Origin of the sequence: Streptomyces lasalocidi, from assembly GCF_005280215.1 — a bacterium.
Classification (GTDB): Bacteria; Actinomycetota; Actinomycetes; order Streptomycetales; family Streptomycetaceae; genus Streptomyces; species Streptomyces longwoodensis.
Genome location: NZ_SZNQ01000001.1, coordinates 7,769,082 through 7,783,820 on the forward strand (window position 1 = coordinate 7,769,082; position 14,739 = coordinate 7,783,820).

Here is a 14,739-nt window from a genome sequence, read left to right on the forward strand (position 1 = left end):
CTCCGTTCACACAGGGGATGGACACGGTGGAACACGGGGACGGACGGGGGGTACGCAGGGATGAGCGGGGGAGGGAAGCGCAAGCAGGGACGAGCGGGACGGGCGGGGTGTCAGGACTGCGGGAGCAGCGCGCCCGCCGACGTCCGCCGGCGCAAGGTCGGCCGGGCACGCCGGCCGCCCGGTCCGCCGTCCGGACCGGCCCGCATCGCGTCGATGCGGGTGGTGAGGTCGGCGACGGTGGGTGCCTGAAAGACGTCGCGGATGGTGAGGTGGGTGCCGAGGGTGTGGTTGGCGCGGTGGGTGAGGCGGGCGGCGAGGAGGGAGTGGCCGCCGAGGTCGAAGAAGTCGTCGTCGAGGGTGACGGGCCGGCCGGTGTTGAGCACCTCCCCGAACAGCTCGCACAACAGCCGCTCATGGTCGGTGCGCGGCGCCCGGCCCTGCTCACCGACCGCGAACCGCGGTGCCGGCAGCGCCCGCACGTCGAGCTTGCCGTTCGGCGTGAACGGCAGCCGCTCCAGCACCGTGAAGGCGGCCGGGACCATGTAGTGCGGCAGCCGGTCCCGCAGCCACGACCGCACCTCCCGTGTGTCCAGCTCGGTGCCGGGTGGGGTGGTGAGGTAGGCGGCGAGGCAGGGTTCGCCGGTGGGGTTGGTGGTAGGGGTGAGGGCGGCTTGGGTGATGTGGGGGTGTTTCAGGAGGGTGTGTTCGATGTCGGTGGGTTCGATGCGGAAGCCGCGGATCTTGATCTGGGTGTCGGTGCGGCCGTCGTAGTTCAGGTGTCCGTGGGTGGTCCAGTGGGCGAGGTCGCCGGTGCGGTAGAGGCGGGTGCCGGGTGGTCCGTAGGGGTTGGGGACGAAGCGGGTTGCGGTGAGGGTGGGTTGGTTGTGGTAGCCGTGGGCGAGGCCGGTGCCGGTGAGGTAGAGCTCGCCGGTGACGCCGGGGGGTACGGGGCGCAGGGCGGTGTCCAGGACGTAGGCCTGCTTGTTCACGATCGGCCGCCCGATCGGCAGGGCACTGCCCGCGGCCTCCTCCGGGCTCGTCACCGGGTGCACCGTCGTGAAGCCCATGGACTCGGCGGGACCGTACCCGTTGACCACCCGCAGGTCCGGATAGCGCCGCATGATGCGCGCCACGTGCGAGGGCGACGCCGGTTCCCCGCCGGTGAATGCGGTGTGGAGGTGCTGGAAGGTGGTGGGGTGGTGGTCGACGAGGTAGTTGAAGAGGGTGGAGCTGGTCTGGAGGGTGGTGATGGGGTGGGTGTGGGTGAGGTGGTGGATGGTGTCGGGTTCGGGGCGTTGTCCGGGGTGCAGGACGGTGGTGGCGCCGTGGAGGAGGGCTCCCCAGAATTCGAGGCTGAAGGCATCCCAGCTGGTGGGGGAGCATTGGAGGGTGGTGTGGGTGGGTCCGAGGGGGGTGTAGGTCTGCTGGTGGAGGGTGCCGGTGATGGCGTGGTGGGGGGTGAGGATGGCTTTGGGCCGGCCGGTGGAGCCGCTGGTGAACATGAGGCAGGCGGCGTCTAGACCGGTGGTGGTGACGGCCGGTGAAGTGGCGCGCTGGTGGGTGAGGTTGAGGGTGTCGAGGGTGTGAGCGGTGATGTGCTCACGGAGCCGGTCCCGGTGCTGGGTGGTGGTGATGACGGTGGTGATGGCGGCGTCGGTTGTGGTCGTGGTGAGGCGTTCGTCGGGGAAGTCGGGGTCGAGGACGGCGTAGGCGGCGCCGGCTTTGAGGGTGGCGAGGAGGGCGGTGGCGAGGTGGGTGCCGCGTTCGAGGAGGACGCCGACGATGTCGCCGCGGCGGGTGCCGGTGGCCGTCAGGTGGTGGGCGAGTTGGTTGGCGCGGGTGTCGAGGTCTTGGTAGGTGAGGTGTTCGTCGCCGTCGATGACCGCGGTGGCGTCGGGCGTGCGGGCCACCTGGGCGGCGAACACGGCGGGCACGGAACGGTGTTCGGGAGGGGCCGCGGTGTCGTTCCACCGCTCCACCACCCGCACCCGCTCCTCCGCGTCGAGCACGTCCACCGCGCTCAACGCCCCGTCCGGCTCGGCGAGTACGCGCTCCAGGACCGTCCGGAACGCCCGGACCATCCGCTGTGCCGTCGCCGGCTCGAAGATCTCCGCGCTGAACAGGACCGCACCCGCCAGACCGGCCACCGGGTCGTCCCGCAGCAGGAACTCCCAGTCGTACTTGGCTGTCGGGGTGTCCACCACCCGCGCGTACGTCCGTGCGGTGCCCGGCAGTTCGACGGCGCAGTCCGTGCCGTCCTCCAGCGCCAGGCACACCTGGAACAGCGGGTGCCGCGAGAGCGACCGCACCGGGTTGACCGCCTCCAGGACCCGGTCGAACGGCGCGTCCTGGTGGGCGAAGGCGTCCAGGTCGGCTCCGCGCACCCGGCCGAGCAGCTCCCGGAACGACGGGTCGCCCGACGCGTCGACGCGCAGGACGAGCGTGTTCACGAAGAAGCCGACCAGGCCGCGCAGTTCCTCCGCCGAGCGGCCGGCCACCGGTGAGCCGATGGGCAGGTCCGTGCCCGCACCCATCCGGGTGAGCGTCGCGACCAGCGCCGCGTGCAGCACCATGAAGGGCGTGCAGCGCTCCCGGCGCGCCAACTCCCGCACGCCGTCCATGAGGTCACGCCCGAACTCCACCGGCACCGCACCACCGAGGTGACCCGCCCGGGCCGGTCGTGGCCGGTCCAGCTGGAGCCCCAACTCCTCCGGCAGGTCGGCCAGGGCCTCCTTCCAGTACGCCAGGTCGTCCTCCAGCACGCCCGACTCCGCCAGGGTGTGCCGCTGCCAGTGCGCCCAGTCCGCGTACTGCGCGGGCAGCGGACGCCACGCCGGGGCCTCGCCCGCACGGCGGGCCCGGTAGGCCTCGGTGAGGTCGTCGAAGAGGGGCCGTACGGACTGACCGTCGGTCGCGATGTGGTGCAGGACCAGCGACAGCACGTACCGCTCCCCGGCGGCCAGTTCGAACAGCGTCACCCGCATTGGCGGCCGGCGGGTCAGCTCGAAGACGTGGGCCGCGGCGGCCCGCAGGTCCTCCTCGATCCGCTCCTCGGAGGAGACCGCCACCTCGAACGCGAGCGCGTCCGGTCCGTCGGCGTCCAGGACCCGCTGCCAGGGCTCCGCGTCCCCCTCCTCCTGGGCGATCACCGTACGCAGCACCTCGTGGCGCCGCACCACGTCCCGGACGGCGGCACGCAGCGCCTCCTGGTTTACTGCACCGTCCAGCCGCACGAACAGCGGCACGTTGTACGCGGTCCCCGGACCGTCCACCGACGCCTGGAGCCACAGCCGTCGCTGTGCCTCCGACAGCGGGACCCGCGCGGGCCGGCCGGACCCGCCGACGAAGGTGGGTCCGGTCCGCCCCCCGGTCTCCTGACCGGTGATGCGGGTGGTGAGGTCGGCGACGGTGGGTGCCTGGAAGACGTCGCGGATGGTGAGGTGGGTGCCGAGGGTGTGGTTGGCGCGGTGGGTGAGGCGGGCGGCGAGGAGGGAGTGGCCGCCGAGGTCGAAGAAGTCGTCGTCGAGGGTGACGGGCCGGCCGCTGTTGAGCACCTCCCCGAACAGCTCGCACAGAGCGACCTCCTCGGGCGTCCGTGGCGGACGGCCCTGCTCCTTCACCGCGAACGCCGGTGCGGGGAGCGCCCGGTGGTCGAGCTTGCCGTTCGGCGTGAACGGCAACTGGTCCAGGACCGTGACCGCGGCCGGGACCATGTGGTCGGGCATCCGCTCGCGCAGCCACCGCTTGACGTCGGAGGCGTCGAGGTCGGTTCCGGGTGGGGTGGTGAGGTAGGCGGCGAGGCAGGGTTCGCCGGTGGGGTTGGTGGTGGGGGTGAGGGCGGCTTGGGTGATGTGGGGGTGTTTCAGGAGGGTGTGTTCGATGTCGGTGGGTTCGATGCGGAAGCCGCGGATCTTGATCTGGGTGTCGGTGCGGCCGTCGTAGTTCAGGTGTCCGTGGGTGGTCCAGTGGGCGAGGTCGCCGGTGCGGTAGAGGCGGGTGCCGGGTGGTCCGTAGGGGTTGGGGACGAAGCGGGTTGCGGTGAGGGTGGGTTGGTTGTGGTAGCCGTGGGCGAGGCCGGTGCCGGTGAGGTAGAGCTCGCCGGTGACGCCGGGGGGTACGGGGCGCAGGGCGGTGTCCAGGACGTAGGCCTGCTTGTTCACGATCGGCCGCCCGATGGGCACGCTGGAACCGGTCGTCCCGCCGCGCGGGATCTCGTACGTGGTGGTGAAGCCCATCGACTCCGCCGGACCGTAGCCGTTCACGACCCGCAGCGCGGGACAGCGCTCCTGGATGCGCGCGATGTGGGTGCTGGAGGCGGGCTCGCCGCCGGTGAATGCGGTGTGGAGGTGCTGGAAGGTGGTGGGGTGGTGGTCGACGAGGTAGTTGAAGAGGGTGGAGCTGGTCTGGAGGGTGGTGATGGGGTGGGTGTGGGTGAGGTGGTGGATGGTGTCGGGTTCGGGGCGTTGTCCGGGGTGCAGGACGGTGGTGGCGCCGTGGAGGAGGGCTCCCCAGAATTCGAGGCTGAAGGCGTCCCAGCTGGTGGGGGAGCACTGCAGGGTGGTGTGGGTGGGTCCTAGGGGGGTGTAGGTCTGGTGGTGGAGGGTGCCGGTGATGGCGTGGTGGGGGGTGAGGATGGCTTTGGGTCGGCCGGTGGAGCCGCTGGTGAACATGAGGCAGGCGGCGTCTAGACCGGTAGTGGTGACGGCCGGTGAAGTGGCGCGCTGGTGAGCGAGGTTGAGGGTGTCGAGGGTGTGAGCGGTGATGTGCTCACGGAGCCGGTCCCGGTGCTGGGTGGTGGTGATGACGGTGGTGATGGCGGCGTCGCTCGTGGTGGTGGTGAGGCGTTCGTCGGGGAAGTCGGGGTCGAGGACGGCGTAGGCGGCGCCGGCTTTGAGGGTGGCGAGGAGGGCGGTGGCGAGGTGGGTGCCGCGTTCGAGGAGGACGCCGACGATGTCGCCGCGGCGGGTGCCGGTGGCCGTCAGGTGGTGGGCGAGTTGGTTGGCGCGGGTGTCGAGGTCTTGGTAGGTGAGGTGTTCGTCGCCGTCGATGACCGCGGTGGCGTCGGGCGTGCGGGCCACCTGGGCGGTGAACACGGTAGGTACAGAACGGTGTTCGGGAGGGGCCGCGGTGTCGTTCCACCGCTCCACCACCCGCGCCCGATCCTGCGGATCGCACACGTCCAGCTCCGCCACCGTCCGTCCCGCAGGTCCCGTCACCACGGAGGAGAGCAGCTGCGCGAACGACCTGCTGTAGGCGGCCAGGTCCACGGACCCGGCCTGTGCGGCGTCCAGCGTGACGTCGAAGCGCAGTCCTCCGCCGTCGCCGATGGTCACGGACAGCGTCAGGTCGTCCGCCGTGCCCCCGGTGGACAGCAGGTGGCTCACCGCGGGCAGGCCGGCGAACGTGGTCCGTTCGTCCAACGGCACGATGTTGACCACCGGGCCGAACCGGCTGCGGCCCCGCACCGGCCAGCCGAGGTCACGCAGCAGGTCGGTGTCGGCGTACCGCTGGTGCCACTGCGCGCGCAGGCTCTGGGCCGCCACGCGGGCGGCCAGGTCCTCGCACGACTCCCGTGGGTCGATCCCGCAGCGCAGTGGCACGGTGTTGGCCGCCATGCCCGGGGTGCGGTGCGACCCCGGCGTGACCCGGCCCGGTACCGGGAGCCCCAGCAGCACGTCGGAGCCGCCCGCCCAGAGGCCGCGGTGCAGCACCGCCACCGCCAGTAGGGCCTGTTGCCAGGTCACTCGGGACCGTTCCGCGAAGCCGTCGAGGGCGTCCCGCAGACTGCGGTCCACCTCCGAGACGTCACGCACGATCCCGGCGGCCGGGCCCCGCGGGGCGGTCCCGTCCGGCGTCGAACCGTGCGCTGCGGCGTCCGCCGGGGTCGCGGACCCCGCCGGTCCGACGGGCGGTTCGGCGCCCTCCATGAGGCGGGCCCAGTAGGCGCGGTCGCGCCGCTGGGCCGCCGAACCCGCGTACGCCGCCTGTTCGTCGAGCAGCACGGCGTACGACCCGTACGGCGTGCCCGGATCGCCGCCGGTGACCAGGGCCGTGTAGATCTCGGCGGCCCGCCGGCGCTGGATCGAGGCGCTGTACCCGTCGTGCACCAGGTGGTGCACGCGGTGGTACCAGATGAAGTGCTCGTCGCCGAGGCGGAAGAGCAAGTGGGTGAAGAGCGGGCCGTGTTCGAGGTCCGGCGGGGATTCGAGGTCGGCCCGCATGGCGCGCATCGCCGCCGCCGCGGGATCGGGGTCACCGCTGACGTCGTACAGGTGCGGGGTGAAGTCCGCCTCGGCGGCGAAGTACTGCTGCGGAACGCCGTCGGCCTCGGTGAACCGCAGCCGGGTGGTCTCGTCCTCCGCGACCAGGGCCGCGACCGTCGCCCGGAGCAGGTCCGGGTCGGCGGGACCCAGGATGTCCAGGTAACCGCCCATGTGGAACACGGGGTTGGCCGGATCGAGGCGCTGGGCGTACCACACGCCCGCCTGGGCGGGACTGAGCGGCCGTCGTACTCCGGCTGCCGGAGCGGACATAGGAGTTCTCCCTGTGCTTCGGTGGATGGGCCCGGGTCACTGCCGCCGCAGGACGGCGTCGAGGATGTCCCGCACCGTGGTGATGCCGGTGACCTCGGCGTCCTGGAGCTGGAAGCCGAAGCGCTTCTCGATCTGGACGAGGATCTCCACGACGGACATCGAGTCGATGCCGAGGTCGGCGCCGAGGGCGGCGTCCAGGGTGATGGGGGCGTCGGTCTCGGCGACCGCGTCCCGGATCGTCGCGCTGATCTGCTCGAGGACGGCGGAGGTGCCGGGGGCGGGGGCTTCGGCGGTGGTCATGGGGTTCTCCTGTCATCGGTCGCCGGGCGGGTCGCCCGGCGGGGGAGGGGTGCGTGGACGGGGTCGAGCGGGAGGGGCGTCGGCGCGCTGCGGGTGCGGTGCGTGCGGCGGCCGGGAGGGACGAGGTCAGAAGGGAGGAGCGGGGTCAGAAGGGCCCGGTCGGCGGGCAGGGGTGTCCGACAGCCGTACGGGCGGACACCGGGCGGGCTTGGGTGTGGGCGCCGGTTCAGGCAGCGGTCTCCGTGCCCACCGCGATGTCGGGCCAGACCAGGGTCGTCGCGCCCCAGGTCGCCCCGCCGCCGAAGCCGGCCAGGACCACCTTGGCGCCGGGCCGCAGCGCACCGGACTGCAGTGCGTCGACGAGTGCGAGGGGAATGGACGCGGCCGAGGTGTTGGCGACCCGGTCGACGTTGCTGAACGCCTTCTCGGGCGGCAGGCCCACCTCGTTCGCGGTCGCGGTGAGAATCCGCTCGTTGGCCTGGTGCGCCACCAGCAGGTCCACGTCGTCCACGGTCCAGCCGGTGCGAGCGACGACGTCCCGGGCGGCCTGCGCCATCCGCTGCACCGCGTGCCGGAAGACGAGCCGGCCCTCCATGTGCAGGTAGCTCGCGACCGGGTCCGGCGCCACCCCCGCGGCCCGCTGGCGCGAGCCGCCGGACGGGGTGATCAGGGTGTCGAGGAGCGACCCGTCGCTGCCGGTGGTCTGCGCGAGCAGCCCGCCGGGTTCGTCCGGTGACCCGGCGCGCAGCACGACCGCGCCGGCGCCGTCGCCGAAGATCGGGGCCGTGACCGGGTCGTCGTGGTCGACGATGGTGGAGATGGCGTCGGCGCCGATGACCAGGCCGGTGCGGAAGGCGCCCGAGGCGATGAGCCCGGTGCCCGCCGACAGACCGTAGACGAAGCCCGAGCACGCCGCGTTGAGGTCGAAGGCGGTGACGGTGCCGAGGCCCAGCCGGGTCGCCACCGACGGGGCGGTGGAGGGGAACGTGTGGTCGGGGGTGCAGGTCGACAGGATGACGAAGTCGACGGCCGGGTCGCCGTACGCGGCCAGTGCCCGCCGCCCGGCCCGGACGGCCAGGTCGGAGGTGGCTTCGCCGGGCGCCAGCACGTACCGCTGCTCGATCCCGGTGCGGACGCGGATCCAGTCGGGGGTGACGTCCAGGCGCCGGGCCAGTTCGTCGTTCTTGACCAGGCGGTCGGCCGTGACGGCTCCGATGCCGGCGATGACGGCCGTGACGCCGCCCGTGCCGGAGCGCATGTCTTGGGACAAGGGTCCTCCTTGGGCCTGAGGCGTTCTTGCGGCCGGGCCCGACGCGTTGCCGTCAGTGGGCCGAAGACCGAGGAAGCCCATCGAATACCGGCGCCGCCGCCCCCAGCGGCAGTTCTTCCGGCACTCCGGCAGCAGCTGTGGCGGCGGGCCGCGCCACCCCGTCCCGCCACACCGCCCGCACCAGCTGGAGGACCTGGAAGCGGGACCGGCCCGGCCGGTGACTGGGCCGCACGACGCCCCGCAGCAGCAGGTCGCGCACCAGCCGGCCGCACTCGGGCAGCGTGCGCCCGGTGAGCGCCATCACGTCCTCGAGGCCGAACTCGCCGTCCCCGGCGCACACCGCGTCCAGCAGGTCGTGCCGGCCGGGGTCCAGCCCGCGCAGGCCCCGTTCCAGGCAGGCGCGCAGCCGGGCGCCCTCCCGGGCGTCCGTGAGGTGGTCGAGCAGGGCGCCGGGATCGCTCGCCAGGCACTCGCGCAGGGTCTCCATGTCGTAGACGACCAGCCAGTCGGCGGCCGCGCGCAGCGCCAGCGGCAGCCCGTCGAGGCGGCGGCAGATGTCGGCGACCGCGCCCGCGGTACGCCCGTCCAGGACGAATTCCGGCTGCACCCGGCGCACTTGGGACAGGAAGAGTTGCACGGCGGTCATCCCCGTCAGTTCCTCGGCGCCGGCCGACGCGCTCTCGCCGACGTCGTCCGGCGTGCTGAGCGGGGCCAGCAGGAACACCCGCTCGCCCGGGACGTCCGACGGGTGGTCCGAGGTGATCAGCACCCGCAGCTGCGGGCATTCCCGCAGCAGGCGGGTCAGCCGGTCCGCGTGGGGCCGGTCGGGCGCGCCGTCGATCACCAGCACCGTCGGGTGGTCGCCGACCAGCTCCAGGAAGGGCGCGGGATCGGTGTCCCCGGTGGCCGGCAGGTGCTCCACGAGCGCGCGCACGGCCCCGGCGAACTCCTCCCCGTCCGGGTCGGACCGGTACTCGCCGCCGGTTCCGGGCACGGCGTGCCAGAGCACGGGCAGCTGCGCCTCCCGGTGCAGCCGGGCCGCGACCTCCAGGGCCAGCCGCGTCTTGCCCACACCGCTCAACCCGACCATCGTGACGAGGCGTTCGGTACCGGAGGCCAGTTCGTCGGTGAGCACCCGCGCCTCGGCGTCCCGTCCGAACAGCGGGTGCGTCGCGACCGGGGGAGCGGGCGGCGCGGTCACGAACCGCTCGTGCAAAGCGGCCGAGCGGCGGCCCTGGTGCGCCGCCGACTCCAGGTCCGCCCGGGCCCTGGGCCCCAGCCGCAGACCGTCGGCTATCAGCCGTACGGTGTCGGTGCGCGGCCGGGTGGCGCGCCCCTGCTCCAGGTCCCGGATCGCCCGGACGCTGATCGTCGACAGGTCGGCCAGCTCGCGCTGGGTCAGACCGATCCGCAGGCGGTGGCGGCGCATGAGGCTTCCGAACTGCGGCGGAACGTCGGCGGTTCCGGGTGCGGCGCTCGTGGTCATGTCTCGGTCCCTGTCCCCTCTGGTTCGTCGTGCGAGGCCGGCGGACGACCGCCGTGCCGGTGGCCGTTCGGTCTCCTCACTAATCATTCGGGGGGCGCTATCCAGCCGACATCACCGTGCGGACGGGCCGGAGTTAGCGCGGGGGGCCGTGATAGCGGCCGGTGATAGCGCCGGGATAGGAGCGGGGACGGTGCCGGAATTCCGCTGGTTCCTAAGTTGAAGTCATCGCAGCGAACGGAACTGCGAAGCCCCCCGAGGACCGATGAAGGGACACCTCCCATGCGCATCGCCCAGGCTCTCCGGATCACCGTCGCCACCACCGCCCTGGCCGGCACGCTGCTGCTGGGCGCGCAGATCGCCCACGCCGACGACCCGGCCACGCCGACACACACGGGCGTCTCGGTCACCACCCCGGGCACCGGCGGCACCGCCGACTCCGTCGCCACCCCCTCGCCCACGGCCACCACGGGCAACAACCCCTGGGACTGACCCGGCCACCGGACCGGCACCCACCGACCGACCGCCCCCCGGCCGCCGTTGCCGCGGCCCGCTGTCGGGCCAGGAGCCAGCCGGCTCCGACCGACCTCCGGTCACCGTCAGGCCGACGCCCGCCAACTACCGGTTTTGCGGCCGCCATCTACCTGGGCCACCGTCAGAGCGGCGCCCGGCGTCCTACCCTCTCCCGGAGCGCGACGACTCCGGCCCCCTCGTCACACTGCCCCGTCCCCCGGAAGCAGCGAAGACCCCTGACCGTACGGTCCGGCCGGCAGCGGCAACGCCGGTGCGGGCGTGGTGAAGTCCTGGGGCGTGAGGCGCGCGGCCGGTGTGCTGGTCGCGAGGTCCGCCCGGTGCCGCGGGGCCGGCACCCCACTCACCCCCCGCTCGCCCGGAGCCAACAGCGCTTCCGCCTCCCGCAGTTCGCGGGACATCCCCCGGTCCCGGAAGGTCGCCACGGCTGCCTCCAGCAGTTCCGCGATGGCGCCCGGGCCGTCCGAGCCGTCGCCGAGGCGCGCCAGGTCCAGCCGGACGACGGCCGCGCCGCCGGCGTCCATGATCTGCTCCCGCACCGCGAGGGCCCGTTGCAGCAGCTCCCGCGCCTGGCCCAGACGGCCCATCCGTACGTGTGCGTCGCCGAGGTCCCGCAGCAGGTGCCCCTCGCCGATGACGTCCCCACTCTCCCGCACCATGTGCAGGACCTCGCTGAAGGTCTGCGCGGCCCGCTCGTGCTCGCCCCGCTGGACCAGCACCTGGCCGACCCGGCGTAAGGCGCGGGCCTGGCCGCCGGTGTAGCCGACCGAGCGGAACACCTCCAGTGCCTCCTCCAGTTGGACGTGTGCCTCCGCGGTGCGGCCCCGGCGCATCCAGATGTGGGCGCGCTGGGTCAGGACGATGGCCCGCCCCACCACGTCGCCGCCGCGCTCGAAGTCACGCAGCGCGTGCGCGTACAGGTCGAGGGCCTGGTCGTCGTCGCCCTGGAAGCGGGCGAGCAGCGCCAGGTCCCGGCGGCACAGCGCCCGGCCGCTCGCGTCCCCCAGCCGGTCGAAGAGGTCCAGCGCCGACGTCAACGAGGCGCGGCTCTGCGTGGCCTGACGGCGGCTCAGGTAGAGGGTGCCCATCGAGGTGAGCAGCGCCGCGGTGCCGCGCAGGTTCCCCGCGCGGCGCACCGCCTCCAGCGCCAGGGTGTGCGTGCGCTCCCACTGGTCGAGGTAGCCGCGGGCCTCGAACAGGGTCACCAGTGTGGTCGCCAGGTCCCAGGCCAGCTCGTCCAGCCCCTCCTGGGCGGCGTGCTCCACGGCGTGGCACAGGTTGGCCTGCTCCTGGTCCATCCACTCCAGCGGGTCCGCGAGCAGCGCGTCGACGTACGCGGCGGGCGGGTGCCAGCGGCGCGCGCGGCCGTGCAGCACCGTGTAGTCACCGCCGTAGACCTTGCTGTGCGCCAGTTCCGCCAGCGCCAGCCAGCCGCCCAGCATGCGTTCGACGGCTGCCGTGCGCTCCTGCTCGTCGCCGTGCGCGACGAGCAGGTCCCGGGCGAAGACCCGGATGATCTCGTGGAAGCGGTAGCGGAACTCCCCGGTGTGCTCCACGCCCACCACGTCGAGCATCTGCACGTCGACGAGGGGTTCCAGCAGGTCCGACGGGTAGGGACGGCGGTCGTCGAGCAGCGCGCCCGCCAGCCACCCGGGCAGCGCCGGGCCGTGGGCGAGGGACAGCAGGCGCAGCAGGCGCTGTTCGGTGGCGCCGAGCCCGTCGTGGGTGAGGGACAGGCTGGCGCGCATGGTCATCTCACCGTGCGTGAGCTCGTCCAGCCGGTTCCGCTCGTTGGCCAGCCGGTGCACCATCGAGGCCAGCGACCAGTGCGGGCGCGCCGCCAGCCGGGCGGCGACGATCCGCAGGGCCAGCGGCAGTCCGCCCACCGTGCGCACCAGCGCCTGGGCCGCCTCGCCCTCGGCCGCGACCCGCTCGGGCCCGATGATCCGCCCGAGGAGGTCCTGTGCCTGGCCGGCGTCGAGGACGTCGAGTTCGATACGGCGGGCCCCGGGCACCCCGGTGATCCGGGTGCGGCTCGTGACGATCACCGCGCAGGTGCTGGTGCCGGGCAGCAGCGGGCGGATCTGGCTCTCGCTCGCCGCGTCGTCGAGGACCACCAGCACCCGGCGGGTGGCGAGGAGGGTCCGGTACATCTCCGCCCGCTCGTCGAGGGAGTCGGGCAGCACCGGGCCGGGGATGCCGAGCGCGCGCAGGAAGCGGCCGAGCACGTCCTGCGCCGAGACCGGGACCAGGCCGGTGCCCCGCAGGTCGCAGTAGAGCTGGCCGTCGGGGAAGTGTTCCGCGCTGAGCCGGTGCGCCACGTGCGTGGCGAAGGTGCTCTTGCCGATGCCGGGCTTGCCGATGATCACCGCGATCCCGACCGCGCTGCGCGTGCCGCCCTCGGCGAGCAGCGAGGTGACGGTCCCGATCAGCCCCTCGTCGCCGACGAAGTCGGCGGTGTCGGCCGGAAGTTGGTGCGGCACGCGGTCGCGGGACGGAGCGGCGGAGGCGGCGTCCGCGCCGGACTCCGCCTCCTCCTGGGGTTCCCGGCCCTCCGGCCGGGACGGACCGGCGGGTCTTCGCGCGGCCTCGGCGGTCTCGGCGCCCGCGCTGAGCGACGCGTCGCCGGTGAGGATCGCCGACTCCAGCCGCTTCAGCTCCTCGCCGGGCTCGAGACCCAGCTCCTCCAGCAGCAGGGCCCGCGCCGTGCGGTAGGCCTCCAGCGCCTCGGCCTGCCGCCCCGACCGGTACAGGGCGAGCATCAGGTGCCCGCGCAGCCGCTCGCGCAGCGGGTTCTCATGGACCAGGCGGCTGATCTCGCCCACCAGTTGATGGTGGCGGCCGAGGTCCAGCTCCAGTTGCAGATACGTTTCCACAGCGGTCAGGCGCTCTTCGTCCAGCTGCAGCGCGCGGCCGCGCAGCGCCTCGCTGAGCACCCCGTCCAGACAGGGGCCGCGCCACAGGGACACCGCCGAGCGCAGCAGGTCGGCGGCCTCGGCGCAGCGGCCCGTACGCACCATGCCGCGCGCCTCGGTGACCCGGGACCCGAAGAGGCGTACGTCCAGGAGCTCGTCCGGCGCGTTCAGGACGTAGCCGGGCGCACGGGTCGTGATGGGCGCCTCCACCCCGGCGTCGGTGATGGTCCGGCGCAGCCGCGACACGCAGATCTGCACCTGGGTGCGGGCCGTGCCCGGCGGGTCGTCCCCCCAGATCAGGTCGACCAGCTGGTCCGTCCCGACGACGCGGTTGGACTCCAGCAGCAGCGCGGCCAGGACGATCTCCTGGCGGCCGGGGGGGATCCGCACGTGACCACCGGGTCCCCGCACCTCGACCGGGCCCAGGATGTTGAACACCGTCCGCTGGAGTCCGGACCGGTCCGCGTCCAACGCATCGATCATGTGTCTCCCAGCTCAGATGCGGCCCGCGCGGGATGCAGCCGTGTGCAGACGTCAGTCATGGCACCCATGTCCGACTTCGACGGGTCACCGCGACGGACCACAGTGTCACTGACCGGACAGCGGCTTGTCCATGGAGCCCGGGCCTCCCTCAACAGCAACTTGTTGCATGGTGCATGAGCGGGGACTGCATGGTGCATGAGCGGGGACGGAGGAGATCCGGTGAAGCGGTGACAGTGCGTGATAGTGACGCGATAGCTTCCCGATGCGCTGGTGCGGGAGGGTGGCCCAGGGCTCGCGGCCGGGCCCGGGAAAGGAAGTGTGCACATGACCACGCGCGACATGGCCGCTGGTTCGGTCAGCGGCGCCGTGACGGCGGCCGGCATCGACCACGTGCGGCTCTCCTACCACTACCTGGACACCGGCGACATCGACGGCTACGGCTCGCTCCTCGCCGACGACATCCGGGTGGTGCGCCCCGACGCCCCGCTGCGGGCCGGCCGGGACGAGGTGCTGAGCCTCCACCAGGACGCCCTGGTGCCACCCGGCACCCACCACATCGAGGAGATCGTCGCGCAGGGCCACAGCGTGGTGGTGACGGGACGCCTGACCCCCGTGAGCGCCTCCCGCCCTGACGGTACGGTCCGTGACCTGGAGTTCGTGGACTGGTTCACCCTGACCGACGACAGCATGCTGCGCGGCTACCGCCGCTACTACTTCGCCGCCCCGGCCTGAACCGGCCTCGACGGCTCCGGTCACGGCGCCGGCTGGAACTACGACGACTCGGCGAGCGCCTGCTGCGTGGTGGCGTACAGGGGCAGGACGGTGGTCAGCCGGGTGAGCTCCAGGATGCGGTGCACCTCCGGCTGCGTCCCGGCTAGCCCGAAGCCGCGCCCCGCCTGCGTACGGCGGCGGTGGAGGTCCACGAAGGCCCCGAGGGCGCTGGAGTCGCAGAAGTCGACCTTGCTCAGGTCGAGCACGAGCAGCGGGACCTCCTGCATCTCCTTGCTGGTCAGGTGTCCCAGGAGCTGCGGGGTGGTGTGGTAGTCGATGGGTCCCTCCACGACGACGACGGCGTGGCGCGCGCCGCGGCGCGAGACGAGGGAGAGCGTCGGACCGGTGGGAGTGGGCAGGAGGGCGCCGTCGGCCGGGGCGCTGCCCTGGGGCTGCGCGGCCTCGTGGTCGTGGGGCAGGGTCATGAGGGCTCAGCTCCCGTGGGTCCGAGGG

General features: G+C 73.1%; 8 protein-coding genes. 2 read left to right on the top strand and 6 right to left on the bottom strand.

Annotated elements, in window-relative coordinates; all coding sequences use genetic code 11:
* Positions 1 to 110: 110 nt before the first annotated feature.
* The 4 genes from E4U91_RS34765 to E4U91_RS34780 all read right to left on the bottom strand — a co-directional run bounded on the left by E4U91_RS34765 (position 111) and on the right by E4U91_RS34780 (position 9,589).
* Positions 111 to 6,533: a non-ribosomal peptide synthetase gene (locus E4U91_RS34765; RefSeq protein WP_137310480.1), complete on the bottom strand. Its 6,423-nt coding sequence runs from the start codon at positions 6,531 to 6,533 to the stop codon at positions 111 to 113.
* Between the two features lie 36 nt (positions 6,534 to 6,569).
* Positions 6,570 to 6,833 carry an acyl carrier protein gene (locus E4U91_RS34770; RefSeq protein ID WP_137310481.1) on the bottom strand — a complete coding sequence of 88 codons (264 nt, stop codon included), beginning with the start codon at positions 6,831 to 6,833 and terminating at the stop codon, positions 6,570 to 6,572.
* Between the two features lie 226 nt (positions 6,834 to 7,059).
* Positions 7,060 to 8,103 (bottom strand): beta-ketoacyl-ACP synthase III, encoded by a 1,044-nt coding sequence (locus tag E4U91_RS34775; RefSeq protein ID WP_338326702.1) that lies wholly within the window; start codon positions 8,101 to 8,103, stop codon positions 7,060 to 7,062.
* A gap of 52 nt (positions 8,104 to 8,155) precedes the next feature.
* A complete protein-coding gene (locus E4U91_RS34780; RefSeq protein ID WP_137310482.1) occupies positions 8,156 to 9,589 on the bottom strand; it encodes a helix-turn-helix domain-containing protein in 1,434 nt (477 codons plus the stop codon).
* A 279-nt stretch (positions 9,590 to 9,868) separates the two neighbouring features.
* Between E4U91_RS34780 and E4U91_RS34785 the strand changes: the two genes are divergently transcribed.
* Complete coding sequence (locus E4U91_RS34785) at positions 9,869 to 10,078, top strand: hypothetical protein (RefSeq protein WP_137310483.1); 210 nt, start codon at positions 9,869 to 9,871, stop codon at positions 10,076 to 10,078.
* Between the two features lie 221 nt (positions 10,079 to 10,299).
* On the opposite strand, the gene E4U91_RS34790 is transcribed toward E4U91_RS34785, so the two are convergent.
* Complete coding sequence (locus E4U91_RS34790; protein ID WP_137310484.1) at positions 10,300 to 13,515, bottom strand: AfsR/SARP family transcriptional regulator; 3,216 nt, start codon at positions 13,513 to 13,515, stop codon at positions 10,300 to 10,302.
* A gap of 324 nt (positions 13,516 to 13,839) precedes the next feature.
* Between E4U91_RS34790 and E4U91_RS34795 the strand changes: the two genes are divergently transcribed.
* Positions 13,840 to 14,247, top strand: a complete 408-nt coding sequence (locus E4U91_RS34795; protein WP_137310485.1) for a nuclear transport factor 2 family protein — start codon at positions 13,840 to 13,842, stop codon at positions 14,245 to 14,247.
* 38 nt (positions 14,248 to 14,285) lie between these two features.
* Here E4U91_RS34795 and E4U91_RS34800 read toward each other — a convergent pair whose 3' ends face one another.
* Positions 14,286 to 14,711, bottom strand: a complete 426-nt coding sequence (locus tag E4U91_RS34800; protein WP_137310486.1) for an STAS domain-containing protein — start codon at positions 14,709 to 14,711, stop codon at positions 14,286 to 14,288.
* Positions 14,712 to 14,739 lie beyond the last annotated feature (28 nt).